We start from the raw sequence: 25,761 nt of genomic DNA, 5'->3' as shown, positions 1-25,761 counted from the left end.
ACCCCGAAGGACGCATCACATGCAGTTCGACACGACCCAAGGCGCGCTCGACGTGACCCTCACCGACCTGATCGTCGCCGGCTGGACCGGCCGCGACCGCGCCGCCGTCGACCACCACATCGAGGAGCTGGCCGCGCTCGGTGTCGCCCCGCCAAGCCAGGTGCCGCTCTATTACCGCTGCGGCCCCGAGCTTCTGGTGCAGTCCGACCGCATCGACGTGCTCGGCCCCGACACCTCGGGCGAGGCCGAGCCGCTGCTGATCCGCGCCGATGGCAAGACATGGCTCGGGCTCGGCTCGGACCAGACCGACCGCGCGCTCGAGGCGCATTCGGTCGCCCATTCCAAGCAGGTCTGCCCCAAGCCGGTGGCCGCCGCGCTTTGGGATTTCGACGAGGTGGCCGACCATCTCGACCGGATCGAGCTGGCCTCCGAGATCTTCGAGAACGGCGCCTGGGTCGTCTACCAGAGCGGCACGCTGGCCTCGATCCGGCCGCTGGCCGACCTGGCGCAGGGTGGCGGTCTGGCCGATGGCGGCGCGATGCTGTGCGGCACGCTCGGCGCAAAGGGCGGCGTGCGCCCGGCCGAACGGTTCCGGATGCGGCTGACCGACCCGGTGCTGGGCCGCGAGATCGCGACCGAATACGCGATCCGCGTGCTGCCGGTGATGGCATGAACGGCGCGGGCTGGAGCGCGGCCAAGGCCCCGGCCCGGCTCGAAGCGCTGCTTGACCGGCTCGGGCCAGAAGGTGGCCCGCGCGGCATCTACACCTCCGTCTTCGCGCAGAACGCGCGCGAGGACGCGGCGCGGGCCGCGCGCGCCGACGGCCTGCTCGCCGGGGCGCTGGTGTCGGTCAAGGGGCTCTACGACGTGGCGGGCGAAGTGACCCATGCCGGCACCCGCTTTCTCGAAAAGAATCCTGCGGCGGAAACGGACGCCCCCGCCGTGGCGCGGCTGCGCGCGGCCGGCGCGGTGATGACCGGCCATACCGCGATGTCCGAGCTGGCCTATTCCGGTCTCGGGCTGAACGACCATCACGGCACCGCCGACAACCCGGCCTGGCCGGGGCGCATCCCCGGCGGCTCGACCTCGGGCGGGGCGGCCTCGGTCGCGGCGGGGCTCGCCGACGTGGCGATCGGCAGCGACACGGGCGGCTCGCTGCGCATCCCGGCGGCGTTCTGCGGCCTGACCGGATTCAAGCCGACCCAGTCGAGCGTGCCGCGCGACGGCACGGTGACCCTTTCGGACAGCCTCGACAGCCTCGGCCCGATCGCCCGCGACGTGGCGGGCTGCGCCGCGACATGGCGGGTGATGGCCGGGCGGGACGCGCCCGAGACAGCGCCCGCGCCGCTGCGGCTGCGCGTGGCGCGGGGCTTTGGCTTCGACGATCTCGACCCGCAGGTTTCGGCGGGCTTCGAGGCGCTGCTGGCGCATCTGCGCGCCGCAGGCGTGGAGATCGACGACACGCCGCTGCCGCTTTTGTCGGACTATGCCGCGATCCCGCCCTGGCATCTCACCTCGGTCGAATGCCGGGCGCATCACGAGACGGCCTTCCAGACCGAGGCGGCGCAGTTCGATCCGCGCGTGCATGCCCGCATGGGGCGCGCCGACGAAGTGTCGGCGGTGAGCTATCGCCAGACGCTTAATGCCCGGACCCGTTTTGCCGCGGCGCTGTCGGCGGCGCTCGACGGCCAGGCGCTGCTGCTGCCGACGGTGGCGATCCTGCCGCCCGCGCCGAGCGATCTTGCCGATGACGCGGCGTTCAACCGGCTGAACCTCCTGGCGCTGCGCAACACCACGCTGGCCAATATCGGCGATGGCTGCAGCATCGCGCTGCCCTATCGCCACGCGGGCGTGCTGCTGAGCCTCATGCTGGTCGCGGGCCACGGGGCCGACGAGGCGCTGCTGGCCTCGGCCCGCACGATCGAGCCGCTGCTGCGCGACGGCTGAACCGACGAAGGGGGCCGCCCGACGGATCGGGCGGCCCCCCGCGCATTCAGGCCCGGCGCAGGCGCGGCAGCACCAGCCCGTCGACCAGCAGCACCGCCGCCAGCGCGACCCCCGCCACCGGAAAGGCAAGGCTCAGCGCCAGCGCGACGCCCATCGCCCCGTTCCATTGCGGCATGTCGCGCGGCGCGGGCGGCGCGGCCAGCCGCAGCCGTCCGCCGGGGCGGCGCTTCCACCACATCGCGATGCCCGACAGGCACAAGAAGATCACCGACAGGCAGACGAGCGTGTTGGCCAGCACGCTCCACAGCCCCAGCGTGCCCATGTGCAGCGCCGTGCCGATCGCCATCGCCTTGCCCATCAGCCCGTAATCCGAGAACCGGATATCGGCCAGCATCGCGCCCGAGTAACGGTCGAGATGCACGACCCGGTCGCTGGTCGGATCGAGGCTGTCGGTGCTCATGGAATCGCGGCTCAGGGTCCAGACGCCGGTTTCCCCCTTGGGCCAGTTGAGCTGGTAGCGGCCCGTCATCCCGATCTCGCGGGCAAACCGGTCGACCGCGTCGGCATCGGGCATCGCCCCGGCGGAGCGGTCCTCGGCCACGGGCGCGACATGCCCGCCGCCGCCATGACCGGCATGCGGGTCCGACGCCGGCATCGGCGTCTGTTCGAGCGCCCATGGCACCTCGTGGCGGCCGCCATTCAGGCTGGCATGCGACACGTCGCTCACCGGGATGCCCGAATACTTGCCCGCCGGAAAGCTCGACCAGGCCTGCACCATCTTCTCGCCCCAGATCCCGGCCCAGGACAGGCCCGAAACCAGAAAGAACAGCAGCGCCACCGACACCCAGATGCCGATGGTCACATGCAGCGACTTCCACAGCGCCCGCCCGCGCGCGCCGAAACGTGGCCACAGCGCCCGAAGCCCCTGCCCGTCGCGCGGCCACCACAGGTAGAGACCCGTCGCCAGCAGCACCACGCCGAGCGAGGCCGCAAGCTCGATCATCCGGTCGCCGGTGACGCCCAGCATCACATCGGCATGAAAGCTCTCCATCCGGTCGTACCAGCCGCTGCGGCGCGCAAAGCTCTCCAGCACCTCGCCGGTATAGGGATCGATCACGGCCATCATCGCCCCGTCATCGGTGTTCACCCGGAAGATCGCGGCGAGATCGTCGCCGCGCGGCGCGATGTATTGCGCGATCTCGCCCTCGGGCCAGAGCGCCTGCGCCGCCTCGGCCTGCCGCGACAGCGGCAGCGCCGTCTCCTGCGGCACGACGCGCGTGCGTTCGCCGTCGCGCCCGTCGATCCAGGCGATCCAGAGCATCGCCATGCCGGTCACCGCCAGCATCAGGAAGAACGGGATCACGTAGAGCCCGGCATAGAAGTGCCAGCGCCACGCGGCGCGGTAGAGGCTGGCACTGCGCCCCGGATCGGTGCTCGGGGAAGAGGCGGGGGTGGTGTCGATGGCGGTCACGGGCGGGCCTCTTGACCGGCGCTGGCGGCGTGGCCGCCCAAAGGAAAACGAACGCAGCGGGGCGCTGTCGCGAAATGCGATGTCATCGGAAAACTCCGTCTGGCCGGCGGGCGGGGCCGCGACCGGCAATGCATGATGTCAGGTGGATCGTGTCGACATCACGCCGGCGGCGGTGCGCGGGGCTGCCCGTCATGGCCGCGCCACGCGAGCGCCGGCCCGTCGATGCGCGACAGGGTCGCCACGGGGGCTGCCCGGACCGGGCGGGACGGCATCCGCGGCGGCTGCGCCGTGCCCACCGCATCCACGAGCAGGCAGTGATGCGGCAGCTTTGCGCCCGCCTCGACCGGGTTGCCATCGGCGTCGAGCGTGATCGCTTCGATCCCGTGGCCGGTGCAGATCACGACCGTCCGCGCGTCGATCAACCGAATCGCCGACAGCGCCGCCGAGCTTTGCGGCAGCGTGACGCCGAGCACGACGCCGATCAGCACGAGAAGTTGCAGGATCCGGGAGATCATGCCGGCGCATAAGCCACAATTCCGGCGGTTCGGGAAGAGCCCGGCGCCGTGACTTTCGGCCCGCCCCCTGGCCCGGTGGCGCGCCCCCGGCCCGTCACCGAGCCAAGGGGGGCCATGCAGGGGCCGAAAACAGGGGCGCCCGCCAAGACGTTACCGCCGCCTCACCCGGATTGGCCGCGTGCGCGCGGCCGGACGGGACGCCGGGGCGGCACGGCAGGATATCGCCAAGCGGCCCCGCCCGGCTGCGCGCGCGGCTGCGCGGCGCGGTCCGAGGCACGACACCGGCCCGCGCGCCGCCTTGGGCGGAGGCTAGCGGACGGAATTCTCCGCCACCGCCAGCTCCGCCATCGCCATGATCGCCTCGCGGCTGTCGGCCACGGCGATGAAGCGGCCATTGTGACAGAACTTCGCGCCTTTCACGCCCGACGCCGCTTCCAGTGCCTCGTCCGTCAGCCCCGCCCATGCGGCGGGCAGGTCGGCGCGGGTCTCGAAGGTGTCGTCGCCGGTGCGGATCGTGGTCAGCGCCCAGTCCGCGCCGCGCGGATGGACGACGAACAGCAGCTGATCGGCCCCCGCCGCCTCGACACCGGCGCGGAAGGGCATGCCCATCGGCAGCTCGAGGACGCGCCCCTCGCCCGCCGCTTCGATCGCCGCCAGCACCATCGCCTCGGCGCGGTATTTCGCGGCCGAGCGGCGGATGCGGGCTTCGACGAAGGCGCGCGCGACCGGCACGGCGGCGGCAAAGGCGCGGTCGTCGGCGCCCTCTTCGCGGTCGTCGAAGGCGGGTTTCAGGCTTTCGAGCAGCGCCGGCAGCGTCAGCCCCGAGAACAGCGGCCCCGCGGCGGAGGCGTCCACCGCGCCGTTGTCGAGCAGGTCCACGGGCAGCACGAAGCCCCGGTCGAACGAGGCGTGGATCTTCTCGACGTCATGCTCAGGGACATCCAGCGCGCGCAGGTAGTCGCGGCCGTACCGCGCCCAGACCAGCCCGAAGGAGCTGTAGGGCTGGCCGTCCTCGCGCAGCGGGTTAGGCTTCTGGTGGTGGTCGAAGATCCGCGCCTCGGCGTCGAACTGGCCGCCCACGTCGTAGATGATCCGCTCCTCTGCGGGGGTGATCCACGCCTTGTCGCGGCTGCGGACAAGCTCCGCCTTGGGAAACAGCCGGGTCAGGATGACCGAGGAGAGGAGTTCGTCGGCATGAAAGCCGCCCGAATGGGTGACGAGATGGGTGATGGTCATGGCTGATCCCTGAAACGAAACGGGCGGCCGTCAGGCCGCCCTCGGTAGAAGTCTGTGGCATCCGATCGGTCGAACACCCGATGTCGGGCCGCCCGGCCCCTTCGCCGGATCCCGACCGCGAAGCCGCCTCGGCTTGGCTGCGGTTTACAACCTCAGTGCGTCCACGCCCCGCGCCGCGTGGTCGAGAAATTCTCGGCATAGCCGCCGGGGCGGATGTTGTGCTTGCGCAGCTGCGGCTCCTGCACGATCGCGTCGAGCCCGTGCGCCTCGGCATAGGCGACCGCGGCCTCGCGGCTGTCAAAGCTCATCTTCACCTGGCTTTGCGTGTCGGTGGAGCTGGTCCAGCCCATCAGCGGATCGACCTCGCGCTTCGAGGCGGGCGCGAATTCGAGGATCCAGGCCTCGGTCTTGGCGGAGCCGGACTGGGTCGCGGTCCGGGCGGGTCTGTAGATCCGTGCGCGCATCTGTGCATCCCTTCTGGTCTGGGCGGCGTTATCGGCAAAACCGGGGCGTCATGCAAGGCGGCAAAGACGCCGCCCCCTCTTGCACGGGAACGAAAAGCGACCAGATTGGTTCGCACCGAAGGAGGCCCCCGATGCACAACAATTCGCCCCAGCAGATGCCGATGCTGCACGCGCCCGCCCCGCAGGTGAGCGACCGCGAAAAGCTCGAAGGCGGCAAGCGGTTTCGCATGCAGACCGAATTCAGCGCCGCGGGCGACCAGCCCACCGCGATTGAGGAGCTGACCGGCGGCGTCACCTCGGGCGAACGCGACCAGGTGCTTTTGGGCGCGACCGGCACCGGCAAGACCTTCACCATGGCCCGCGTGATCGAGGAGACCCAGCGCCCCGCCATCATCCTCGCCCCGAACAAGACGCTCGCGGCCCAGCTCTATGGCGAGTTCAAGGGGTTCTTCCCCGACAACGCGGTGGAATACTTCGTCTCCTACTACGACTACTACCAGCCCGAGGCCTATGTGCCGCGCTCGGACACCTTCATCGAGAAGGAGAGCCAGATCAACGAGCAGATCGACCGGATGCGCCACTCGGCCACCCGCGCGCTTCTGGAGCGCGACGACGTGATCATCGTCGCCTCGGTGTCGTGCATCTACGGCATCGGCAGCGTCGAGACCTATGGCGCGATGACGGTCGACCTGCACAAGGGCAACAATTACGAACAGCGCGCCGTGATGGCCGATCTCGTGGCGCAGCAATACAAGCGCAACGACGCCGCGTTCCAGCGCGGCTCCTTCCGGGTGCGCGGCGACAGCCTCGAGGTCTGGCCCGCCCACCTCGAAGACCGGGCGTGGCGGCTGTCTTTCTTCGGCGACGAGCTGGAGAGCATCACCGAGTTCGACCCGCTCACCGGCTCGAAGACCGATGAATTCGAGCGCATCCGCATCTACGCCAACAGCCACTACGTCACGCCCCGCCCGACGATGAACCAGGCGGTGAAGGGCATCAAGGAAGAGCTGCGCATCCGGCTCGAACAGCTGCAGGGCGAGGGCAAGCTGCTCGAAGCCCAACGGCTGGAGCAGCGCACGCATTTCGATCTCGAAATGCTGGAGGCGACGGGCGTGTGCAACGGCATCGAGAACTATTCGCGCTACCTGACGGGCCGCGCGCCGGGCGAGCCGCCGCCCACCCTGTTCGAATTCATCCCCGACAACGCCATCGTCTTCGCCGACGAAAGCCACGTCTCGGTTCCGCAGATCGGCGGCATGTACAAGGGCGACTTCCGGCGCAAGATGACGCTGGCCGAGCATGGCTTCCGCCTGCCGTCCTGCATGGACAACCGGCCCCTGAAATTCGAGGAATGGGACGCGATGCGCCCGCAATCCATCTTCGTCTCCGCCACCCCCGCGGCGTGGGAGCTTGACCAAGCGGGCGGGGTGTTCACCGAGCAGGTGATCCGCCCCACCGGCCTTCTGGACCCGCAGATCGAGATCCGCCCCGTGAAGACGCAGGTGGACGATCTTCTCGACGAGATCCGGCGCGTGACGGCGAATGGCTACCGCACGCTGTGCACCACGCTGACCAAGCGCATGGCCGAGGACCTGACCGAGTACCTGCACGAGCAGGGCATCAAGGTCCGCTACATGCATTCCGACATCGACACGATCGAGCGGATCGAGATCCTGCGCGACCTGCGGCTTGGCGCCTTCGACGTGCTGATCGGCATCAACCTTCTGCGCGAGGGGCTCGACATTCCCGAATGCGGTCTGGTGGCGATCCTCGATGCCGACAAGGAAGGCTTTCTGCGCTCGGAAACCTCGCTGGTGCAGACCATCGGCCGGGCCGCGCGCAACGCCGAAGGCCGGGTCATCATGTATGCCGACCGGATCACCGGGTCGATGGAGCGCGCCATGGCCGAGACCGAGCGCCGCCGCGAAAAGCAGATCGCCTACAACACCGCGCATGGCATCACGCCGGCCACGGTGAAGAAGAACGTCGAGGACATTCTCGCCGGTCTCTACAAGGGCGACGTGGACATGAACCGCGTCACCGCCAAGGTCGACAAGCCGATGGCGGGCGCCAACCTGCAGGCGGTGCTCGACGGGCTCAAGACCGACATGCGCAAGGCCGCCGAGAACCTCGAATTCGAGGAGGCGGCAAGGCTGCGCGACGAGGTGAAACGGCTCGAAGCGGTGGATCTCATGGTGTCGGACGATCCCATGGCGCGCCAGCAGGCGGTGGAGCGCGCCAGCGCCGAGGCGACCAAGTCGCAAGGCCGCTCCACCGCCGGCAAGCCCGGCCAGCGCGGCGGCACCACCCGCCGGACCAAGAACCGCAAGCCGCGCTAGGCGCGGCTTGCCCTCACTTGGCGATGGCGCGCAGCAGCGCCAGCGCCAGCCCCGCGCCGATCAGCGCCACCACCACCACGAGCAGCAGCCCGCCCGCCGCCAGCACCGTCACGCCCAGAGCCGCGAGCACGAAGGGCGTGGCCATCGCCGCCAGCGCCCCGACCCCCATGTAAAGCGCCCGCCTGCGCCCGCCCGAAATCAGGCTCGCCAGCCAGCCCACCGCCAACCCGACCAGCGCCAGCACCACCAGCGCCACGATCCCGATGCCCTGCAACACTTCTTCCATCGCGTTTCTCCCGTTCCGTCCCCCCGAGCCTAGCGCGCGGCGCGGGCCGGAAAAGCCGTCTTGGCGCGGCGGTGGCGGGCGCTAGGTTCCGCCCGTGCAGACAAGCGACGACATCACCGCCGCGCTGATCCTCGGCGCCGCCGTCTGGGAGGACGGCCCCTCCCCCACGCTCCGGCGGCGCACCGGTCATGCGGCATCGCTCTTTCACGCAAGGCGGGTGTCGCATCTCGTGCCCTGCGGCGGGCTGGGGAACCACCCGCCGAGCGAGGGCGAGGCGATGCGCCAACTGCTGGTCGCGGCGGGCGTGCCGGAGACGGCGATCCACCCTGAAACCGCCTCGCGCGACACGCTCGAGAACATCCGCAACGCGCGCCCGATCCTCGACCGGATCGGCGCGCGGCGGGTCGTCATCGTCACCGACGCCCCAGCATCTGCCCCGCGCGCTCATGGTGGCGCGCAGGCTCGGTCTCGTCGCGCGCGGCAGCGCCCCGCGCGGCGGCGCGCGAGTGGCGGTGCAGATCCGCATGGGCCTGCGCGAAATTCCGGCCTGCGCCTTCTACCTGTGGCGGTTGCGGCGGCACCCGGCACCCCGTAAAGCTGACGGCGAAACCTTTGATCGGGAGCGCAAGTGAGGGTGCCGATGCAACGAGCCTTTGTCCCGGTCATGCTGCTGTCCGCCTGGGCCGGACTCGCGGGGGGCGCGGCGCAGGCCGGGGCCTGGCCCCGCGAGGCGGGCGAGACGTTCCTGTCCTTTGGCGGCATCGTCGCGCTGTCCGAGGAGGACGGCGCGCTGTCGCGGATCGATCCGACGATCTACCTCGAATACGGCCTGACCGAACGGCTGACGCTCGGGCTCGACGGCTATGCCGCCGATGACGGCGGCTCGGGCAACCTGTTCGGCTGGGCGCGGCTGCCGCTGGCGACCGGGGCGAACGGCGATGTCGCGGCCATCTCGGCGGGGGCCGGGGCGGTGCTGGTCGACGAGGACGACACCGAGGCCGCGGCGCGGCTTGGCCTGCATTGGGGGCGCGGGATCGAAGAAGGCTGGCTGTCGATCGACGCGCAGGCCCTGCTCGCGCTCTCCAGCCTGTCGCACGAGGCCAAGATCGACGCCACATGGGGGCAGAGCCTGTCGCCGCGCTGGACCGGCATGCTGCAAGGACAGGTCGGCTACGGGCTGGACGGAGACGCCTATGCCAAGCTCGGCGCATCCGCTGTGCTGCATGTCGCGCCCGATCTCGACCTGCGGATCGGGCTGAGCCGCGCCATCACCGGCGATCCCGATGCCGGGCTGAGCGTCGAGACATGGTGGCGCTTCTAGGGGCTTGATCGCGCCAGCGCGGCGCGACAGGCTTCGGGCATGACCGACCCGATCCGCCCCACCGATGACGGCGCCCGCAAACAGGCCCGGCGCCTGTTCGCCGCGGCCCGCCACGGCGCGCTGGGCGTGATCGACCCGGCCACCGGCGCCCCGCAGGTCAGCCGCGTGGCGCTGTGCCCGGCGGGGGTCGACCTGCTGACGCTGGTCTCCACCCTGTCGCGCCACTGGGCCGCGCTCGACGCCGGGGGCGAGTGTTCGCTGCTGATCGGGGAGCCGGGCCCAATGGGCGATCCGCTGGCCGCGCCGCGCCTGACGCTCGCCCTGCAGGCCACTGCGGCGGACAAGGCGGCGCTGCGCGACATCTGGCTCGACCGGCACCCGAAGGCGGCGCTGTATTACGATTTCGCCGATTTCCGGCTGCTGCGGCTCACGCTGCGGCGCGGCTTTCTGGTGGGCGGCTTCGGGCGCGCCTTCGATCTGGTCCCCGCCGATCTGGAAAACTGAACCGACCGGCTTGACACCGGGCGGCAGACAGGCCAGATACGCCGCCAGTGGGGTCGTAGCTCAGTTGGGAGAGCGCGTCGTTCGCAATGACGAGGTCAGGGGTTCGATCCCCCTCGACTCCACCAAATTCTCCCCCTTCGAACACGACACGGCGCGGCACGGCCCATGTCTTTGCATGCGCCGTCAGGCCGCATTCCGGCGGGTTTGGCGGGCCGGTTTTCAGAGCGGAAAGCGCGGGACGTTCGGGCCGCGCCGCGACAGGCGCCTGTTGTTCGAGGCGGTACGGCGCTGCAGCGGCTGCATCGCGGCCATGGCGATCTGGTCGGGCCGCTTGCCGCCCCATGCCGCGCGGCTGCCCGCCAGCATCGCCTCGGCAAAGGCCGGGCCCTTCTCGTCGACCATGCGGGCGTTCTCGGTGCCGGTGACGGCCCAGATCCCCGCCATGCCCATCACGCGATAGGCCATCACGGCCTGCGTTTCAGCCATCAGCGTCCAGAAGGTCATCGAGGTGCGCACCAGTTCGGCGGGGGTCGCGATCTTGCTCATCAGTGGCTCCGGGGCAAAGGCCCGCGAAGGCGGGCTGACCGGACATGACGCGCCAGCCCCGCCAAAGTTCCCCCGGCCCTTTTCGTGTCACACGGGGCGATCCATCCGCACACTGCACCGCATCTCGCCCGAGACGGGCGTGTCGAACACGATGCGAAAGCGCCGCTTGTCGCCGCCATGCTCGGGATCGATCCAGGGCTGTTCATAGACGCTCTGGCCCGCCCCATCCGCGAGCCGCCCCACCGGCACCGCCGCCTCCACCACACGCGCCCGCCCGCCGAACGGCAGATGCGGCGCCGTGTCGACCACCCAGATCCGCTCGGGCGTGGCCTCGGCATGGGTCAGGCTGACGGGGTTGCGGGCGGGCTGGTTCACGCCGTGAAACGCGTTGCCGGTAAAGGTGATGTCGCGCATCCGCCCGTAATCGAGATCGGCAAAACCGGTGTCGACATGCTCGACCCGGTCGATATTGCCGTTGAACGTGCGGAACACGTTGCCGGTGACGTGCAGCCCGTGGATGAAATGCCCCGGCCCGCGCGGCTTGACCACGATCCAGTTGAACCAGCGCGCCGCATCCGTGCAGATGAAGATGTTGCCGCTCACCGTCAGCCCGCCGAAGCTGAACTGCTGGCCCAGTGCCGGGCTTTCGTCGTGCTCGTTGCTCCATTCGATGAAATTGTTGTCGATGTAATTGCCGACGATCAGAGAGGCCGGGTTGGGCCGGGTCAGTATGATCCCGCCCTTGCGCACCCCGTCCGAGACGGAATCGCCGTGAAACCAGTGATTGTTCGCCACGAGGTTGCCGGTCCCCGCCAGCACGCAGAAATGCTCGAACAGCACGATCCGGCTGTCGCGGATCTTCACGTCGTTGGCGTTGGCGTTGAAGCACAGCGTGCGGCGCTGCTCGACCGGCAGCCCCTGCTCGTTCGACAGGAACTGGCAGCGGTCGATCATCATCCCCTGGCAGCCGCCGCCATGCGAGGTGAGCCCGCGATCGCGCGGGCGGGTCACGAAACAGTCGCGCAGGTGGAAGGTGAGGCCTGCGGGCGGCAACAGGATGCCCGAGGCCACGCCGTTGCACTGGAATTCGACGTCGTCGAAGGTGAACTGGCTCAGATCCCCGAAGCCCGAGAAATCGATCAGGTAGCGAAACCGCGTGAAGGTGAAGGGCTGCACCCCTTCGGCATCAAAAAGCGGCTGGCTCAGCGTGATCCGGCGGTTCGCCACGTCGACCGATTTCACATAGACCTCGCGCCCCACCCCGTTGCCGGTCACGAGGCTGCCCGGCGCGATCGCGGCGATGTTGGCCACATCGTCGAGCCGGAGCGGCGTGGCGGCACTGTAGCTCGCCTGCGCGGTCAGGCTCGTGGGCGTCCAGCCGGGGCCTTCGATCGGCTGGAACTGGCCGTTGCGGATCACCCGCCGCGTGGCGAAGCTGTCGCGATCCGGCACGGCGGCGGCCATGTCGAAGGGTTTCGACAGACCGATCCGGCGGCCTTCGAGATCGAGCCCATCGTGATCCGAAAAGCTCAGCAGCGCCTGGAACGCCTTGGTGAAGGCCAGCTCCTCGTTGCCCAGCGCGTCGAGATAGGCGCCGAAACGGAAATCGCGCTGCAGGATCAGCTTGGCCGCGCCGACCGGCTCCACCGTGCCGTTGAAACGCACATGGCTGCGGAACGTCACATCGGATGCGAGACGAAAGCGGCCCTCGGGCACCAGCACCGTTCGCCCGCCCGCCGCCGCATCGGCGGCCTCGAAGGCGGCCGCGTCGTTGCCGGTCCCGTCGCCGCGCGCGCCGTAATCGCGCACGTCCACGAGCCCGGCCAGATCGGCGGCGAAAAGATGGGTGACGTCCTCGAACACCAGGTCGTCGATCCGCACCACCCCGCCCGACGGCCCGGTGAGATCGAGCCCGAGATGCCCCAGATCCGCCCCCCGTCCAGACGAGGTCGACCCCCCGGCTGCCGCCCCGGCCCGATGATCGCCGAAACCTCGGCCACGACGCCATAGGCGTCGAGCTGCGTCACCGGGCCGGTCTCGCTCACCCCGCCCAGATGGCTGCCATCGCCGCGCCCGGCCCAGCCCGCGATGCGCAGACCCGGCAGCGGCCCCGACAGCGCCTTGGCCCGCGCGGTGACGCGGACATAAAGCCCGGGGCGCATCGGCGTCTCGCCCATGTAGCGCAGCTTTTGCACCGAAGCGGTCTTGAGGATCTCCAGCGCGCCGCCGAAATCCTGATCGGCGGGCACGAAGACGCCCGCGCCCGATTGGGCATAGGTGTCCGATCCGGGCGTGCCGTCGCCGCGCGACCAGACCTCCAGACCATCGGCGAACGGCGTCGGGTTGAGTGCATCTGAAATCGGCATGGCGGTCTGGCCCCTGTCGCTGGGGCGGGTCAGGGGCGGCAAGGCCCCCCCTGCCCGCCGCCCACCGGCCCGCCCGGTCCCTCGTCCGCGCCCCTCGGGGCCGTCGGACAGGCGACAGCTCTACGCCACCGGCATGAAGACGCCGCTATGCCGGCGCGCGGTGCCCGGCCCGGGCGCGCAACGGCCTAGACGCCGAGATCGGGCCCCGCCAAGAGCGCCACGCCGTCGATGCGCCAGCCATCTTCGGTTTCGATCATCTTGTATTCGAGCACATGCGGCACGCCGCGCGCATCGCGCAAAAGCACCCTTTGCCACCACACCCCGCCCTGCTCGCGCAGGTCGAGGTAACGCGCCTCGGCGTGGTCCCAGACCATCGGGTAGCCCCGTTCGACCATGCGGCCGAAATTCTCCGGGCTGCCGAAGATCCGCCGGATGGTCCGGCTCGCATGATCGAACGCCCCGTCGAGATCGCGCGCCGTGAAATCCGCAAGCTGGTCGCCGATCACCGCCGTGATCGCGCCGTCCGGCTTTGCCTGCGCCACCGCCGCGCCCGGCAGCATCGCGGCCAGAGCCAGTGCCATCGCTGTCATCCGCATCGCCCATCCTCCCCTGTTTTGCCTGTAGAAGCTACGTCGCGGCAGGCCGGAAGGTTTCACCCCCGGCGCCCCGCCCCTGTCCGGGGCGGCGCAACCGGCGGAAAAGACGCCGGATTCGGGGCATCACGGCTTGGAGAGCCCGGCGGCGAAAGGGCGCGCATCGCGCAGCCCCGGCGCCGGGCGGGGCGTCAGCCCGACAATTCGCCCGACAGCGCCCGGTCGATCAGCGCAACCGTGTTCTCGACCCCGTAAAGCGCGACGAAGCCGCCGAAACGCGGACCTTCGGAGGCGCCCAAGAGCACCTCGTAGAGCGCCTTGAACCATGCGCGCATCGGCTCGAACTGCCGCTCGCGGCCCACCGCGAAGACCTCCGATTGCAGCCCGTCGGCATCGGCCCCGCCCTGCCACGCGGCCAGACGCGCGCGCAGGTCCTCGAGCGCCGCGCGCTCTTCCTCGGTCGGGGCGCGGTAGGTCTTGGTCGGCTTCACGCGGTCCTCGTAATAGCGGATCGCGAAGCCCGCCGCGTCGTCGAGACCGGGATGGGTTTCAGGCGCGGCCTCGGGCGCGTAGCGGCGGATGAAGCCCCACAGCGTCTCGCGGTCCTCGGCGCCCGACACCGAGACGAGGTTCAGCAGCATCTGGAACGGCACCACCATGTCGCTCTCGGGCACGTCGCCTTGATGGATGTGGTAGACCGGGTTGGCGAGCTGCGCCTTGAGATCTTGCCCCGGATAGGCGCGCAGCTGCTGGTGATATTCGTCGACCATCTTGGGGATGACGTCGAAATGCATCCGCTTGGCGGTCTTGGGCTTGAGATACATGAAGTAGCTCAGGCTATCCGTCGAGGCGTAGCTCAGCCATTCGTCCATGGTCAGGCCGTTGCCCTTGGACTTGGAGATCTTCTGGCCCTGATCGTCGAGGAACAGCTCGTAGGTGAAGTGATGCGGCGCGCGGCCGCCCAGCACCTTGCAGATGCCGTCATAGATCGGCGTGTTGGTGGAATGGTCCTTGCCATACATCTCGAAATCGACGCCCAGCGCGGCCCAGCGCGCGCCGAAATCGGGCTTCCATTGCAGCTTCACGTTGCCGCCGGTGACGGGAAGCGTCCATTCGCGCCCCTCCTCGTCGTCGAAGGTGACGGTGTGTTCCTTGGGATCGACATGCTTCATCGGCACGTAGAGCACGCGCCCCGTTTCCGGGTGGATCGGCAGGAAGCACGAATAGGTCTCGCGCCGCTCGTCGCGCAAGCTCTTCAGCATGATCGCCATGATGTCGTCATAGCGCTCGGTGGCCATGCGCAGCGTGTCGTCGAACTGGCCCGAGCCATAGAACTCGGTGGCCGAGATGAACTCGTAGTCGAAGCCGAACGTGTCGAGAAACCGGCGCAGCATGGCGTTGTTGTGGCCGCCAAAGCTGTCATGCGTGCCGAAGGGATCGGGCACGGAGGTGAGCGGGCGCTGCAGGTTGTCGCGCATCATCTCCTGCTGGGGCACGTTCTCGGGCACCTTGCGCATGCCGTCGAGATCGTCGGAAAAGCAGACCAGACGCGTCGGGATGTCCGAGATCACCTCGAAGGCGCGGCGGATCATCGTGGTGCGCAGCACCTCGCCGAAGGTGCCGATATGCGGCAGGCCCGACGGGCCGTATCCGGTCTCGAACAGCACGTGGCCCTTTTCGGGCGCCTTGCCGCCCAGCCGTTTCAACAGCGCGCGCGCCTCCTCGAAGGGCCAGGCCTTGCTCTGCATCGCCACGTCGCGCAATTCGGACATCGTGTCACCTCTTGGGAATGATCCGGCTCTCCTATTGCGGGGGGGTCGCGGCGTCAATAAATTGGGCCGTGAACACAAGGAGCCCGACCGATGAGCGACACCCCTTCCCTGACCGCGCAGGATGCGCTGGTGGCGCTGATGATCGCCGTCTCGGCCTCTGACGAGAACATCCGCACCTCGGAGCTGGTGAAGATCTCCAACATGGTCAATCACCTGCCGGTCTTCGCCGAGTATGGCGACAACCTGTCGGGCATCTCCAGCACCGTGTTCGACCTGCTCGAACAGGAGGACGGGCTCGACGCGCTGTTCGGGCTGATCCGCGAGGCGCTGCCCGAGCGGCTCTACGAGACCGCCTATGCGCTGGCCTGCGACGTCGCCGCCGCCGATGGCAACGTCACCGAGGGCGAAGGCCGGATGCTCGAGGAGATCCGCTACGAGCTGAAGGTCGACCGGCTGCACGCCGCCGCGATCGAGCGCGGCGCGCGGGCGCGGCACCTGACGCTCTGACGGACCCGCGACCGGGCGGGAGGCGTTTCAGGCGCAGCACCTCCTGAAAGGACCACGCCATGCGCATCCTCGGACTGATCGTCTTCCTGCTCGACCTCTACGCGATCTGGAACGTCATCACCTCCTCGACCTCCACGGCCAAGAAGGTGATCTGGACACTCGCCATCCTGATCCTGCCGGTGCTCGGCCTGATCGTGTGGTTCTTCATGGGGCCGCGCGGCCGCGGCGCCCGGATCTGATCCGACCGCCTGATCGGCTGTCCGCCCCAATCGGTGGCCTGCCTTAGTTGGTGGTTTGGGCCCGCGCCTCATAGGCGATGCCCCAGCGCTGCAACAGCCTCTGCTGCAGCCATTTCGCCCGGCCGTTATAGCTGCGCGCGCCCTCGGGGCGCTCCTCCTCGTCGTCCTGCGCGTCGATCCGGCGCTCCACATCGGCCGAGAAGATCGCGAAGGCCACGTCGCGCCCGCCAAGCGTGCGCTCATAGCCCGCAAGCGCGCTGACGAAATTGAGCGTGCCGGTCTTGGCCACCACCACGCCCGGCGGCTTGGGCAGCGCCTCGCCGCGCGGACCGTAAAGACGGATCGATTTCAACAGCGGCTTCAGCTCCTCGCGCGAGAGCGGATCGGCGAGGATCTTGGCCATCTGCATGGCGCTGATCCGCGACGCGCCGCCCAGCCCCGAATGATCCACCAGCTCGGGCGTCGCGCCGAACCGCGCCTCGACCCAGTCCGACATCGCCCGCGCCGATCCCGGCAGGTCGGCGACCCCCGTGCCGCGCGCCACCGAGGCCGCGAGACCCATCTGCTCGGCGGTCAGGTTGGTCGAATAGAGCAGCATGTCGCGCACGAGCCGGGTCAGCTCGGCGCTCTGGTGGCGCAAGAGCACCGTGCCGCGCGGTGCCGAAGCCGCCTCGGAGACGGGGCCGAGATCGATGCCCTCGGCCTCGGCCAGCGCCGCGAAGACCTGCCCGGCATAGAGCGCGGGCCGCCGCACCGGCAGCCAGCGCGCGCCGCTGTCGCCGAGATAACGGCGGCCCACGGTCCAGACGTCGCGGCCGTTCTGTTGCGCGTAGGTATAGACCGGCGTGCCGCGATCCACCGCCTCGATGGTGGCGAGACCGACCTCGGGCCGGCTGTTGGTGCCGCGCGCATCGAGCGTCAGCTCATAACCCTCCGCGCCCCGCGACCAGCCGAAATAGATGCGGTTGTAGTTGAGATTGAGCCCCGAGACGGCGGGGTTGTAGGCCAGATGCGCCAGCTGCACCGGGTCGATCTGGCTTTGTTGCGGCAGCGCGCCGCCCCAGACCGCGAAACCGCCCGCGACCCCGCGCACGCCCATCTCCTTGAGCCGCGCGACCATGCCGTCGAGCGCATCGGTGTCCAGCGTCGGATCGCCCGTGCCCGCCAGCACCAGGTCGCCCTGCACGATGCCGTTCTCGATCGGGCCGGTGGCGACGAGGGTGGTGTCGAACCGGAAATCCCCGCCCAGCGTCTCGAGCGCGTAAAGCGCGGTGATCGACTTGGCCACGCTCGCGGGCGGCAGGCGGGTATAGGCGTCGTGCTGGTCGAGGATCTCGCCCGAGCGCGCATCGAGCGCGACATAGCCGGTCCGGCCGCCCAGCCGCGCCTCCTCGACGAAGCGGGCGGTGGAATCGCGTGCCACGGGGCGCAGCCCGCTCGGGGCCGCGTCCGTCGCCTCCGCGCCTCCGGGCCGCGGGCGCGGGCGCAGCGCGGTGAGCGGCGCCTGCGCCATCGCGGCGGAGGCGGTCATCGATAGGCCACCCATGAGCAGCCCGCGTCGGGTCAGTCGTGCTTTCATACCCGATAGATAGAGCGCGCCGGATGGCCGGGGCAACGGCTTGCGTCTCACGCTTTCGCAAGAATTCACCCGGCGGGCCAGTCTCCGCCGGCGCGGATCGCGGTGGAGGAGACGGCGGACATCGGCAGGTTCACGAAGCACCATGCCGGGGCGCGGGCGCGGGCCAGCCCCTCGGCGGCGCGCATCGGCAGCTGCGCGCCGCGATACACGCGGGCCGCGCGCGACAGCCGCGCCGCCAGCCGGTCGCCGGGCCGCGCGAAGACGCCCATCGGCACCGTGTCCACGATCTGGCGCCAATCCTGCCAGCGATGCAGTTGCACGAGGTTGTCGGCCCCCATCAGCCAGACGAAATCGACCCCCGGATAGCGCGCGGTGAGCCGGGCGATGGTCTGCGCGGTATAGCGCGTGCCAAGCCGCGCCTCGATGTCGGTGACGCGGATCTTGGGGTGCAGCGCCACCCGCTCGGCCTGCGCGATACGCCGCGCCATCGGCGCCGGGCGGCGGGTCTTGAGCGGGTTGCCCGGGCTCACCATCCACCACACCCGGTCGAGCCGGAACCGGCGGATCGCCTCCAGCGTGATCGCCATGTGGCCTTCATGCGCCGGATCGAACGACCCGCCCAAGAGCCCGATCGCCTGCCCGGCGCGCCCGCGCGGCCAGCCCGCGCTCATGCCCGGTACCGGATGAACACGAACCCCGAGCTGTCGGGCGCCCAGCACGGCACGTTCAGGCTGCCCTGCCCGCCGCGCAGCCGCGCGATCTCGCGGCCCGGCCCGCCCGATTGCGGCATCAGCCACAGCGCCACGTCGAGATCGGCGGGGTGCCCGACCGTGCCCGGCGGATAACGCAGATGCACGACCTCGCGGCCATCGGGCGAAGGGTGCGGGAACCAGTCGACGCCCGCGCCCCGCGTCATCCGCTCGGCACGGGTGCCATCGGGGCGGATGCGCCAGATGTCCACCGCGCCGTCGCGTTCGCCGTTGAACCAGATCCACGCCCCGTCGACCGAGAAATCCGGCCCGTCGGCGTGGTCGAATTCATCCGTCACGCAGCGCTCCGCGCCGGTTTCCACCTCGGTGAGATAGATCCCCACCGGCCCGCCGCCCCGCGCCCCGGCATGGACCAGCCAGCGCCCGTCCGGGCTCCAGCCATGCATCCATGACGGGACGGTGCGGGTGATCCGGCGCGGCGCGCCGCCCGCCATCGGCACCAGGTAGATGCAGGAAGCGCCGGTTTCGACCTTGTCGGAGATCGCGATCAGCGTGCCGTCGGGCGACGGGGCGTGATCGTTGTTGAGCCGGTCGGCAAAGCCGGTCTCGACCGGGTCGAGCCGTGCGCTGCCCGGTGCGAGCCGCCACAACCGCCCCGCGGCATTGACGAGGATCGACCCGTCCGCGCACCAGTTCGGCGCCTCGACCCGGCCCTCGCAGCCATGGCGCAGCGTCACGCCGCCATCGCGGCGCCAGATGCAGATCTCGCTTTTCATCGCGCTCCCCCCGCGGCGGCCGGCGCGGCGCGCGATCCGGGCGAAGACCCGCCGAACCGGCCCGAACGGCCCCCGAATGCGAATTGATTTTCTGGCCGATTCGGATTAACTGGACAAGGCGACGTTACCTCTATCGACCACTGTCTCCTTTACGGCCTCAGTCCCTCGATCAGCACTGACAGAGCCGAAACCGCCGCAATACCGCGCGCGGAGACTTGTAAGGAAGACAGCACGATGGCTACCGGCACCGTGAAATGGTTCAACACCACCAAAGGCTACGGCTTCATCGCCCCCGATGGCGGCAGCAAGGACGTTTTCGTCCACATTTCCGCCGTTGAGCGCTCGGGCCTGACCGGCCTCGCCGACAACCAGAAGATCAGCTTCGACATCGAAGCCGGCCGCGATGGCCGCGAATCGGCGGTGAACCTCAAGCCGATGTAAGCGGCGGGGCCGCGCGCCCCTTTCGCCAGGATCTCGGAACGGGCGCGGCCATGGCCGCGCCCGTTCTCGTTCGGGCTCAGTCTCCGAGGATGAAGGTGACCCGCATCGTCACGCGGTATTCGCTGATCTGGCCGTTCTCCACCGCGACCTTCTGCTCGGACACCCAGGCGCTGGTGATGCCCTTGAGCGTTTCGGACGCCCGCGCGATCCCCTGCCGCACGGCGTCGTCGAAACTGTCGGGCGAGGCGGCGATGATCTCCGTGACCTTGGCGACGGACATGACGTGATCCTCCCTGTTGCGACCTCCTCAGATCTAGCGCGCCTCGGCCCGCGATCCATCGCCGCGCGCCCGTTCGGCCAGCTTCAGCACCTCGGGCCCCAGCGCCTCGACGATCAGCGCCACGCCGTCGGCGTTGGGGTGGATACCGTCGGCCTGCAGATAGGCCCGCCGCGCCGCCTCGACGCCGCGCCCGCCTTGCAGCGGTGCGAAGAAATCGGGATAGAGCGGCACGCCATGCGCGGCGGCGAGGTCGGCATAGGCCGCGTCGAACTCCGCGGCATAATCGGGCCCGTAATTCGGCCCCGCCTTGATCCCCACCAGAAGCGTCTCGACCCCCGCCGCCTCGGCCTTGTCGAGAATGCCGTCGAGATTGGCCGCCATCGCGTCCGGGTCGAGCCCGCGCAGGAAATCATTGCCGCCCAGTGCCACGATCATCGCGTCGACCTCCGGCGTGAGCGTCCAGTCGGCCCGCGCCAGCCCGCCCGCCGAGGTGTCGCCCGACACCCCCGCATTGACGAGCCGCACCTCCACGCCCTGCGCGTCGAGCCAGCCCTGAAGCTGCGGCACCAGCCCGTCATCCTGCGGCAGCCCGTAGCCCGCGGTCAGGCTGTCGCCCAGCGCCGCGATGACCAGATCCTCGGCCTGCGCGGCCAAGGGGGCTGCGGCGATCAGCAGCAACGCCAACAGCTTGCGCATCGCGGCGCTTGCGCCATATCGCTCGGGGCGTGCGCGATGAAAGGCCCGAGCCATGACCGACCCCGTCCTCTCCCTTCTTGATGCCGAGCTGACATTGTCGGGCAATGCCGGCCCGGTGGAGATCCTGCACGGGATCACGCTCGACGTGGCGCCGGGCGAGACGCTGGGGCTCGTCGGTCCGAGTGGCTCTGGCAAGTCGTCTCTCCTCATGCTCATGGGCGGCCTGGAGCGCGCCACCGGCGGCTCCGTCGCGGCGCTGGGCCATGATCTCACCGCGCTGGACGAGGACGCGCTGGCCCGGTTCCGCCGTGACAATATGGGTGTGGTGTTCCAGTCCTTCCACCTGATCCCGACAATGACCGCGCTGGAAAATGTTGCAATCCCTCTGGAACTTGCCGGGCTGCGCGATGCGCATGATCGTGCCGAGGCGCAACTCGAGGCGGTCGGGCTCGGCCATCGCTCGGGCCATTATCCCGGCCAGCTGTCGGGCGGCGAGCAACAGCGCGTGGCGCTGGCCCGCGCCACCGCGCCGCATCCCAAGATCCTTTTGGCCGACGAGCCCACCGGCAATCTCGATGCCGCCAACGGCGCGCAGATCATGGATCTCCTGTTCGATCTGCGCGACCGGCATGGCGCGACGCTGGTGATGGTGACGCATGCGCCCGAGCTGGCCGAACGCTGCGACCGGGTGGTGCGGCTCGATGACGGGCGGGTGGCGGCATGAGCCTCGCGCTGTCGGCCCGCCTCGCGCGGCGCGAACTGCGCGGCGGCCTGCGCGGCTTTCGCATCTTTCTCGCCTGCCTCGCGCTCGGCGTTGCCGCCATCGCCGCCGTCGGCATGGTCCGCTCCGCGATCCAGGCCGGGCTGGAGCGCGAAAGCGCCGCGATCCTCGGTGGCGACGCCGAGATCGAGCTGACCTATCGCTACGCCACCGATGACGAGCTGGCTTGGATGCGGGGCGTGGCCGAAACCGTCTCGGAGGTGGTCGATTTCCGCTCCATGGCGGTGGTCGATCGCGGCGGCGAGGCCGAGCGCGCGCTGACCCAGATCCGCGCGGTGGACGATGCCTATCCGTTGATCGGACAGGTCCGGCTGGAGCCGGAGATGCCGCTCGAGGCGGCCTTCGCGGGTGCAGACGGCCTGCCCGGCATCGTCATGGAGCGGGCCCTGGTGGACCGGCTGGCGCTGTCGCCCGGCGATCGCGTCCGGCTCGGCACGCAGGATTTCGTGCTCTCGGCGGTGCTCGCGCGCTATCCCGACAGCGCCTCGGGCGGCTTCGACTTCGGGCCGCGCAGCCTCGTGCTGCGCGCGGATCTGGCGGCGTCGGGGCTCTTGGCCGAAGGCACGCTGTTCTCGACCATGTACCGCATGGACCTGCCCCCCGCCGCCGATCTTCAGGCGCTCGAGGACGAGGCAGGGACGCGGTTTCGCGACAGCGGGCTGCGCTGGCGCGACGCGCGGCGCGGCGCGGGCGGCACGGAGGTGTTCATCGACCGGCTCGGCTCGTTTCTCGTGCTGATCGGGTTGTCGGGTCTCGCGGTGGGCGGGGTCGGCATCTCGGCCGCCGTGCGGGCCTATCTGTCGGGCAAGACCGCGACCATCGCCACGCTCAGGACGCTTGGGGCCACGCGGTCGACGATCTTTTTGACCTATTTCTTCCAGATCGGCGCGCTGACGCTTCTGGGCCTTGCCATCGGGCTGGCGCTCGGGGTGCTGGCTCCTCTGGCGCTGGCGCCGCTGATCACCGCGCGGCTGCCGATCCCGGCGGAGTTCGGGATCTATCCGCGCCCGCTGGTCGAGGCGGCGCTTTACGGCGCGCTGGTGGCGGGGATCTTCACGCTCTGGCCGCTGGCGCGGACGGAAAACGTGCGCGCCGCGACGCTGTTTCGCGACGCGATGGGCGCGGGCGGCGCCCTGCCCCGGCGGCGTTACCTAAGCACCATCCTCGGGCTCGTGGCGGTGCTTCTGGCGTCGGCGGTGCTGTTTTCGGGCACATGGCGGCTGACGCTGTCGACCGCGGGCGGCATCGCGGGCGCGCTGGTGCTCTTGTCGCTCGCGGCCTTGGGCGTGCAGGCGCTGGCGCGGCGCTTCGGGCGGGGCTTGCGCGGGCGGCCCGGCCTGCGGCTGGCACTCGGCGCGATCGGCAAGCGCGGCGGTGAAACCGGCTCGGTGGTGCTGTCGCTCGGGCTCGGCCTGTCGGTGCTGGCCGCGGTGGGCCAGATCGACGGCAACCTGCGCCGCGCCATTACCGACGATCTGCCACAGGTCGCGCCCGCCTATTTCTTCGTCGACATCCAACCCGAGCAGATCGACGGCTTTCGCGAAAGGCTCGACGGCGATCCGCAGGTCTCCCGCGTCGACAGCGCGCCGATGCTGCGCGGCATCATCACCGGCATCAATGGCCGCCCCGCGCGCGAGGTGGCCGATCACTGGGTGCTGCATGGCGACCGCGGCCTGACCTATTCGACCACGCCGCCCGAGGACGAGGAGATCGTCGCGGGCGAATGGTGGGACGAAGGCTATGACGGCCCGCCGCTGATCAGCTTTGCCGAGGAAGAGGCGCTGGAGATCGGGCTCGGCGTCGGCGACGAGATCACCGTCAACGTACTGGGCCGCGACGTGACGGCGACCATCGCCAATTTGCGCCGCGTCGATTTCGGATCGGCGGCCATCGCCTTCGTGATGTCGATGAACCCCGGCGCGCTCGCGGGGGCACCGCATAGCTGGATCTCGACCGTCTATGCCGAGGAGCAGGCCGAGGCCGCGATCCTGCGCGACCTGGCCGATGCCTATCCCAACATCACCGCGATCCGCGTGCGCGACGCCATCGCGCAGGTGACACGGGTGATCGACGGCATCGCGGCGGCCACCCGCTATGGCGCGGCGGCCACGCTGCTCACCGGGTTTCTGGTGCTGATCGGGGCGGCGGCGGCGGGTGAGCGGTCGCGCACCTACGAGGCGGCGATCCTCAAGACGCTCGGCGCCTCGCGCCGCCGCATCCTCGCGAGCTTTGCGCTGCGCGCGGCGCTCCTGGGCGCCGCCGCCGGGCTGGTGGCGCTCGGCGCGGGCGTGCTTGGCGGCTGGGCGGTGGCGCGCTTCGTGATGGAGACGGATTTCGCGGTGATCTGGACCTCGGCCATCGGCATCGTGCTGGGTGGGGCGATCGCCAGCCTGATGGCGGGGCTGGGCTTTGCGTGGCGGCCCCTGAAGGTCCGCCCGGCGCAGGTGCTCAGGGCGCAGGACTGAACCGGCCCGGTTCGGCGGGTCGCCCTGCGGCGCGCCGGTCGGCCATGGTAGGAAAAATGACCGGCCCCGCCCGCCTCCCATTGGGTGCGGGCGGTGCCGGTCGCGTTTCGGATCAGAGCTGCGGCTTGACCTGCATCAGCGCCATGACGCCCGCCATTTCGGGGCCGTGATCCATGCCGGTGACGGCGCGGCGCAGCGGCAAGAACAGCCCCTTGCCCTTGCGGCCCGTCTCCGCCTTCACGGCATCGGTCCACTGCTTCCACGTCTCGGGGCCGTAGGGCGGCTCGCCCAGAAGGCCCAGCGCCTGCGCCACGAACTCGGCATCCTCGGGCTCGGCTCGGCCCGCGCGGCCGTCGCGGAACACCGCCCACCATTCCTTGAGGCTGGCTCGGGTCTTGAGGTTCTCGTGCACCGCCGCCCAGAACGGTTCGGCCAAGTCGTCCGGCACGCCCGCGGCGGCGACATCGGCCCGCACCTCGGAGAGGGGTTGCTGCGACAGCCAGCGCGCGGTGAGCGGCTCCAGATCGGCGGGGTCGAGCTTGGTCGGCGCGGCGCCGAAGCTGGCGATGTCGAACCCTTCGATCACCTCTTCGGGCGTCTGGCGCAGCTCCACGGGCTGCGACGAGCCCAGCCGCGCCATCAGGCTCAGGATCGCCATCGGCTCGATGCCCGCGTCCTTCAGATCGCGCAAGCTCAGCGTGCCGAGCCGCTTGGAGAGCGCCTCGCCCTGCGGTCCGGTGAGCAGGCTGTGATGCGCGAAGCGCGGCGGCTCAAAGCCCAGCGCGCGGATGATCTGGATCTGGGTCGCGGTGTTGGTCACGTGGTCCGAGCCGCGCACCACGTCGGTGATGCCCATTTCCGCGTCGTCGACCGAGGAGGCGAAGGTATAGAGCACCTGCCCGCTTTCCTTGATCAGCACCGGGTCCGACACGCTCGCCGCGTCGATCGAGATCGGGCCGAGAATGCCGTCCTCCCACTCGATCCGCTCGCGGTCGAGCTTGAAGCGCCAATGGCTGCCGCGCTCGGCGCGCAGGCGGTCCTTCTCGGCGTCGCTGAGGTCGAGTGCGGCGCGGTCATAGACCGGCGGCTTGCCCATGTTGAGCTGCTTCTTGCGCTTGAGATCCAGCTCGGCCGGGGTCTCGAAGCATTCGTAGAGCCGCCCGTCGGCGACCAGCTTCTCGCGCGCCGCCGTGTAGCGCTCCATCCGGTCGGACTGCCGCTCCACCCGGTCATGGGTGATGCCAAGCCAGTCGAGCGCCTCGAGGATGCCGTCGACATATTCGGGCTTGGAGCGTTCCTGGTCGGTGTCGTCGATGCGCAGGATGAATTCCCCGCCCTGTTGCCGCGCGATGGCGTGGTTGAACAGCGCGGCGCGCAGGTTGCCGATATGCATCCAGCCGGTGGGGGACGGGGCGAAACGGGTCGTTGTCATGGGGCTCTCCTGTTCGCCATGGGCTCTTTCACAAGGACGGCGTTTTGTCCATATCGGGGGCATGGAGAGCACGCCCGACCCCTTTGCCCAAAGCCCGCTCGCCCCCTCTCTCGACGAGATGGAGGCGATCGCCCGCCACGTGATCGACACCCTGCCCGCGCCGTTCCGGGCGGCGGCGCGCGCGGTGGCGCTGCGGGTGGTGGATTTCGCCCCCGACGACATTCTCGACCAGATGGAGATGGAGCCGTTCGAGCTGACCGGGCTTTATGACGGCATTCCGATGACCGAGAAATCCAACTGGGACGTGCCGCACGGGCCGGACGTGGTCTGGCTGTTCCGGCGGCCGATCCTCGACGAATGGGCCGAGCGCGGCGATGTCACGGTGGCCGAGATGGTGGCGCATGTGACGGTGCATGAATTCGCGCATCATTTCGGCTGGTCCGACGACGACATCGCCGCGATCGATCAATGGTGGCTGTGACGCACAACCTGCGT

Annotated in this window: 27 protein-coding genes and 1 tRNA gene; 13 read left to right on the top strand and 15 right to left on the bottom strand. The window is 69.8% G+C overall.

What is annotated here, in order from left to right; all coding sequences use genetic code 11:
* Positions 1–19: 19 nt before the first annotated feature.
* Together LOKHON_RS04965 and LOKHON_RS04960 are read left to right on the top strand one after the other, a co-directional pair.
* Complete coding sequence (locus LOKHON_RS04965; protein ID WP_017928153.1) at positions 20–673, top strand: DUF2848 domain-containing protein; 654 nt, start codon at positions 20–22, stop codon at positions 671–673.
* Positions 670–1,947: an amidase family protein gene (locus LOKHON_RS04960; RefSeq protein WP_017928152.1), complete on the top strand. Its 1,278-nt coding sequence runs from the start codon at positions 670–672 to the stop codon at positions 1,945–1,947. The genes LOKHON_RS04965 and LOKHON_RS04960 overlap by 4 nt, the downstream gene beginning before the upstream one ends.
* 46 nt (positions 1,948–1,993) lie before the next feature.
* On the opposite strand, the gene LOKHON_RS04955 is transcribed toward LOKHON_RS04960, so the two are convergent.
* The 4 genes from LOKHON_RS04955 to LOKHON_RS04940 form a co-directional block, all read right to left on the bottom strand.
* Positions 1,994–3,418, bottom strand: coding sequence for a PepSY-associated TM helix domain-containing protein (locus LOKHON_RS04955; RefSeq protein WP_017928151.1), 1,425 nt, complete (start codon positions 3,416–3,418; stop codon positions 1,994–1,996).
* 158 nt (positions 3,419–3,576) lie between these two features.
* Positions 3,577–3,933, bottom strand: a complete 357-nt coding sequence (locus LOKHON_RS04950; RefSeq protein WP_017928150.1) for a hypothetical protein — start codon at positions 3,931–3,933, stop codon at positions 3,577–3,579.
* Positions 3,934–4,242: 309 nt separating this feature from the next.
* Entirely contained in the window at positions 4,243–5,169 is a 927-nt protein-coding gene (locus LOKHON_RS04945) for an MYG1 family protein (RefSeq protein WP_017928149.1), read from the bottom strand.
* Positions 5,170–5,321: 152 nt separating this feature from the next.
* A complete protein-coding gene (locus tag LOKHON_RS04940; RefSeq protein ID WP_017928148.1) occupies positions 5,322–5,633 on the bottom strand; it encodes an ETC complex I subunit in 312 nt (103 codons plus the stop codon).
* Positions 5,634–5,764: 131 nt separating this feature from the next.
* Between LOKHON_RS04940 and uvrB the strand changes: the two genes are divergently transcribed.
* Positions 5,765–7,972, top strand: coding sequence for an excinuclease ABC subunit UvrB (gene uvrB / locus LOKHON_RS04935; protein WP_017928147.1), 2,208 nt, complete (start codon positions 5,765–5,767; stop codon positions 7,970–7,972).
* A 13-nt stretch (positions 7,973–7,985) separates the two neighbouring features.
* On the opposite strand, the gene LOKHON_RS04930 is transcribed toward uvrB, so the two are convergent.
* Positions 7,986–8,258, bottom strand: coding sequence for a hypothetical protein (locus LOKHON_RS04930; protein WP_017928146.1), 273 nt, complete (start codon positions 8,256–8,258; stop codon positions 7,986–7,988).
* A gap of 94 nt (positions 8,259–8,352) precedes the next feature.
* Here LOKHON_RS04930 and LOKHON_RS04925 point away from each other — a divergent pair, with 94 nt between their 5' ends.
* The 4 genes from LOKHON_RS04925 (at position 8,353) to LOKHON_RS04910 (ending at position 10,208) form a co-directional block, all read left to right on the top strand.
* The gene (locus LOKHON_RS04925; protein ID WP_342670089.1) at positions 8,353–8,853 is read left to right on the top strand and encodes a YdcF family protein; all 501 of its coding nucleotides are present in this window, start codon (positions 8,353–8,355) and stop codon (positions 8,851–8,853) included.
* Positions 8,854–8,898: 45 nt separating this feature from the next.
* On the top strand, positions 8,899–9,579 hold the full coding sequence (locus tag LOKHON_RS04920) for a hypothetical protein (protein ID WP_162561756.1): 681 nt from the start codon (positions 8,899–8,901) through the stop codon (positions 9,577–9,579).
* 39 nt (positions 9,580–9,618) lie between these two features.
* Positions 9,619–10,083 (top strand): pyridoxamine 5'-phosphate oxidase family protein, encoded by a 465-nt coding sequence (locus LOKHON_RS04915; protein WP_017928143.1) that lies wholly within the window; start codon positions 9,619–9,621, stop codon positions 10,081–10,083.
* Between the two features lie 49 nt (positions 10,084–10,132).
* Positions 10,133–10,208: transfer RNA gene (locus LOKHON_RS04910), tRNA-Ala, on the top strand.
* 94 nt (positions 10,209–10,302) lie between these two features.
* On the opposite strand, the gene LOKHON_RS04905 is transcribed toward LOKHON_RS04910, so the two are convergent.
* The 4 genes from LOKHON_RS04905 to LOKHON_RS04890 all read right to left on the bottom strand — a co-directional run bounded on the left by LOKHON_RS04905 (position 10,303) and on the right by LOKHON_RS04890 (position 15,360).
* Positions 10,303–10,629 (bottom strand): hypothetical protein, encoded by a 327-nt coding sequence (locus LOKHON_RS04905; protein ID WP_017928142.1) that lies wholly within the window; start codon positions 10,627–10,629, stop codon positions 10,303–10,305.
* An 87-nt stretch (positions 10,630–10,716) separates the two neighbouring features.
* Positions 10,717–12,510, bottom strand: coding sequence for a glycosyl hydrolase family 28-related protein (locus tag LOKHON_RS04900; RefSeq protein WP_245631433.1), 1,794 nt, complete (start codon positions 12,508–12,510; stop codon positions 10,717–10,719).
* A gap of 670 nt (positions 12,511–13,180) precedes the next feature.
* Complete coding sequence (locus LOKHON_RS04895; RefSeq protein ID WP_017928140.1) at positions 13,181–13,591, bottom strand: DUF4864 domain-containing protein; 411 nt, start codon at positions 13,589–13,591, stop codon at positions 13,181–13,183.
* A 188-nt stretch (positions 13,592–13,779) separates the two neighbouring features.
* On the bottom strand, positions 13,780–15,360 hold the full coding sequence (locus LOKHON_RS04890) for a lysine--tRNA ligase (protein ID WP_017928139.1): 1,581 nt from the start codon (positions 15,358–15,360) through the stop codon (positions 13,780–13,782).
* Positions 15,361–15,450: 90 nt separating this feature from the next.
* On the opposite strand from LOKHON_RS04890, the gene LOKHON_RS04885 reads away from it, so the two are divergent.
* Together LOKHON_RS04885 and LOKHON_RS04880 are read left to right on the top strand one after the other, a co-directional pair.
* Positions 15,451–15,867 (top strand): tellurite resistance TerB family protein, encoded by a 417-nt coding sequence (locus LOKHON_RS04885; protein ID WP_017928138.1) that lies wholly within the window; start codon positions 15,451–15,453, stop codon positions 15,865–15,867.
* 59 nt (positions 15,868–15,926) lie between these two features.
* On the top strand, positions 15,927–16,106 hold the full coding sequence (locus LOKHON_RS04880; protein ID WP_017928137.1) for a PLD nuclease N-terminal domain-containing protein: 180 nt from the start codon (positions 15,927–15,929) through the stop codon (positions 16,104–16,106).
* 43 nt (positions 16,107–16,149) lie between these two features.
* On the opposite strand, the gene dacB is transcribed toward LOKHON_RS04880, so the two are convergent.
* From dacB to LOKHON_RS04865, 3 genes are all read right to left on the bottom strand, one after another.
* Positions 16,150–17,637, bottom strand: a complete 1,488-nt coding sequence (gene dacB / locus LOKHON_RS04875) for a D-alanyl-D-alanine carboxypeptidase/D-alanyl-D-alanine endopeptidase (RefSeq protein ID WP_017928136.1) — start codon at positions 17,635–17,637, stop codon at positions 16,150–16,152.
* Between the two features lie 113 nt (positions 17,638–17,750).
* Positions 17,751–18,356 (bottom strand): nicotinate-nucleotide adenylyltransferase, encoded by a 606-nt coding sequence (locus LOKHON_RS04870; protein ID WP_017928135.1) that lies wholly within the window; start codon positions 18,354–18,356, stop codon positions 17,751–17,753.
* Positions 18,353–19,171: a TolB family protein gene (locus tag LOKHON_RS04865; RefSeq protein WP_017928134.1), complete on the bottom strand. Its 819-nt coding sequence runs from the start codon at positions 19,169–19,171 to the stop codon at positions 18,353–18,355. The genes LOKHON_RS04870 and LOKHON_RS04865 overlap by 4 nt, the downstream gene beginning before the upstream one ends.
* A gap of 234 nt (positions 19,172–19,405) precedes the next feature.
* Between LOKHON_RS04865 and LOKHON_RS04860 the strand changes: the two genes are divergently transcribed.
* The gene (locus LOKHON_RS04860; protein ID WP_017928133.1) at positions 19,406–19,612 is read left to right on the top strand and encodes a cold-shock protein; all 207 of its coding nucleotides are present in this window, start codon (positions 19,406–19,408) and stop codon (positions 19,610–19,612) included.
* Positions 19,613–19,688: 76 nt separating this feature from the next.
* Here LOKHON_RS04860 and LOKHON_RS04855 read toward each other — a convergent pair whose 3' ends face one another.
* On the bottom strand, positions 19,689–19,892 hold the full coding sequence (locus tag LOKHON_RS04855; protein ID WP_017928132.1) for a dodecin family protein: 204 nt from the start codon (positions 19,890–19,892) through the stop codon (positions 19,689–19,691).
* A 33-nt stretch (positions 19,893–19,925) separates the two neighbouring features.
* On the bottom strand, positions 19,926–20,642 hold the full coding sequence (locus LOKHON_RS04850) for an arylesterase (protein ID WP_017928131.1): 717 nt from the start codon (positions 20,640–20,642) through the stop codon (positions 19,926–19,928).
* Between LOKHON_RS04850 and LOKHON_RS04845 the strand changes: the two genes are divergently transcribed.
* Together LOKHON_RS04845 and LOKHON_RS04840 are read left to right on the top strand one after the other, a co-directional pair.
* Positions 20,641–21,312, top strand: coding sequence for an ABC transporter ATP-binding protein (locus tag LOKHON_RS04845; RefSeq protein ID WP_017928130.1), 672 nt, complete (start codon positions 20,641–20,643; stop codon positions 21,310–21,312). The genes LOKHON_RS04850 and LOKHON_RS04845 overlap by 2 nt on opposite strands.
* A complete protein-coding gene (locus LOKHON_RS04840) occupies positions 21,309–23,834 on the top strand; it encodes an ABC transporter permease (RefSeq protein WP_017928129.1) in 2,526 nt (841 codons plus the stop codon). Before LOKHON_RS04845 ends, LOKHON_RS04840 begins: the two co-directional genes overlap by 4 nt.
* A 112-nt stretch (positions 23,835–23,946) precedes the next feature.
* On the opposite strand, the gene gltX is transcribed toward LOKHON_RS04840, so the two are convergent.
* Positions 23,947–25,266 (bottom strand): glutamate--tRNA ligase, encoded by a 1,320-nt coding sequence (gltX, locus tag LOKHON_RS04835; RefSeq protein WP_017928128.1) that lies wholly within the window; start codon positions 25,264–25,266, stop codon positions 23,947–23,949.
* Between the two features lie 61 nt (positions 25,267–25,327).
* On the opposite strand from gltX, the gene LOKHON_RS04830 reads away from it, so the two are divergent.
* Positions 25,328–25,747, top strand: a complete 420-nt coding sequence (locus LOKHON_RS04830) for a metallopeptidase family protein (RefSeq protein WP_017928127.1) — start codon at positions 25,328–25,330, stop codon at positions 25,745–25,747.
* Positions 25,748–25,761 lie beyond the last annotated feature (14 nt).

The sequence above is a fragment of the Limimaricola hongkongensis DSM 17492 genome (genome assembly GCF_000600975.2).
Classification (GTDB): domain Bacteria; phylum Pseudomonadota; class Alphaproteobacteria; order Rhodobacterales; family Rhodobacteraceae; genus Limimaricola; species Limimaricola hongkongensis.
Note: the sequence above shows the minus strand (reverse complement) of the source record. Positions and strands in the feature narration are given on the sequence as shown.

Coding starts and splice junctions, on each gene's coding strand:
- LOKHON_RS04965 (WP_017928153.1), top strand. CDS start 20: ATGCAGTTCGACACGACCCAAGGCGCGCTCGACGTGACCCTCACCGAC.
- LOKHON_RS04960 (WP_017928152.1), top strand. CDS start 670: ATGAACGGCGCGGGCTGGAGCGCGGCCAAGGCCCCGGCCCGGCTCGAA.
- LOKHON_RS04950 (WP_017928150.1), bottom strand. CDS start 3,933: ATGATCTCCCGGATCCTGCAACTTCTCGTGCTGATCGGCGTCGTGCTC.
- LOKHON_RS04945 (WP_017928149.1), bottom strand. CDS start 5,169: ATGACCATCACCCATCTCGTCACCCATTCGGGCGGCTTTCATGCCGAC.
- LOKHON_RS04940 (WP_017928148.1), bottom strand. CDS start 5,633: ATGCGCGCACGGATCTACAGACCCGCCCGGACCGCGACCCAGTCCGGC.
- uvrB (WP_017928147.1), top strand. CDS start 5,765: ATGCACAACAATTCGCCCCAGCAGATGCCGATGCTGCACGCGCCCGCC.
- LOKHON_RS04930 (WP_017928146.1), bottom strand. CDS start 8,258: ATGGAAGAAGTGTTGCAGGGCATCGGGATCGTGGCGCTGGTGGTGCTG.
- LOKHON_RS04920 (WP_162561756.1), top strand. CDS start 8,899: ATGCAACGAGCCTTTGTCCCGGTCATGCTGCTGTCCGCCTGGGCCGGA.
- LOKHON_RS04915 (WP_017928143.1), top strand. CDS start 9,619: ATGACCGACCCGATCCGCCCCACCGATGACGGCGCCCGCAAACAGGCC.
- LOKHON_RS04905 (WP_017928142.1), bottom strand. CDS start 10,629: ATGAGCAAGATCGCGACCCCCGCCGAACTGGTGCGCACCTCGATGACC.
- LOKHON_RS04895 (WP_017928140.1), bottom strand. CDS start 13,591: ATGCGGATGACAGCGATGGCACTGGCTCTGGCCGCGATGCTGCCGGGC.
- LOKHON_RS04890 (WP_017928139.1), bottom strand. CDS start 15,360: ATGTCCGAATTGCGCGACGTGGCGATGCAGAGCAAGGCCTGGCCCTTC.
- LOKHON_RS04885 (WP_017928138.1), top strand. CDS start 15,451: ATGAGCGACACCCCTTCCCTGACCGCGCAGGATGCGCTGGTGGCGCTG.
- LOKHON_RS04880 (WP_017928137.1), top strand. CDS start 15,927: ATGCGCATCCTCGGACTGATCGTCTTCCTGCTCGACCTCTACGCGATC.
- dacB (WP_017928136.1), bottom strand. CDS start 17,637: ATGACCGCCTCCGCCGCGATGGCGCAGGCGCCGCTCACCGCGCTGCGC.
- LOKHON_RS04870 (WP_017928135.1), bottom strand. CDS start 18,356: ATGAGCGCGGGCTGGCCGCGCGGGCGCGCCGGGCAGGCGATCGGGCTC.
- LOKHON_RS04865 (WP_017928134.1), bottom strand. CDS start 19,171: ATGAAAAGCGAGATCTGCATCTGGCGCCGCGATGGCGGCGTGACGCTG.
- LOKHON_RS04860 (WP_017928133.1), top strand. CDS start 19,406: ATGGCTACCGGCACCGTGAAATGGTTCAACACCACCAAAGGCTACGGC.
- LOKHON_RS04855 (WP_017928132.1), bottom strand. CDS start 19,892: ATGTCCGTCGCCAAGGTCACGGAGATCATCGCCGCCTCGCCCGACAGT.
- LOKHON_RS04845 (WP_017928130.1), top strand. CDS start 20,641: ATGACCGACCCCGTCCTCTCCCTTCTTGATGCCGAGCTGACATTGTCG.
- LOKHON_RS04850 (WP_017928131.1), bottom strand. CDS start 20,642: ATGGCTCGGGCCTTTCATCGCGCACGCCCCGAGCGATATGGCGCAAGC.
- LOKHON_RS04840 (WP_017928129.1), top strand. CDS start 21,309: ATGAGCCTCGCGCTGTCGGCCCGCCTCGCGCGGCGCGAACTGCGCGGC.
- gltX (WP_017928128.1), bottom strand. CDS start 25,266: ATGACAACGACCCGTTTCGCCCCGTCCCCCACCGGCTGGATGCATATC.
- LOKHON_RS04830 (WP_017928127.1), top strand. CDS start 25,328: ATGGAGAGCACGCCCGACCCCTTTGCCCAAAGCCCGCTCGCCCCCTCT.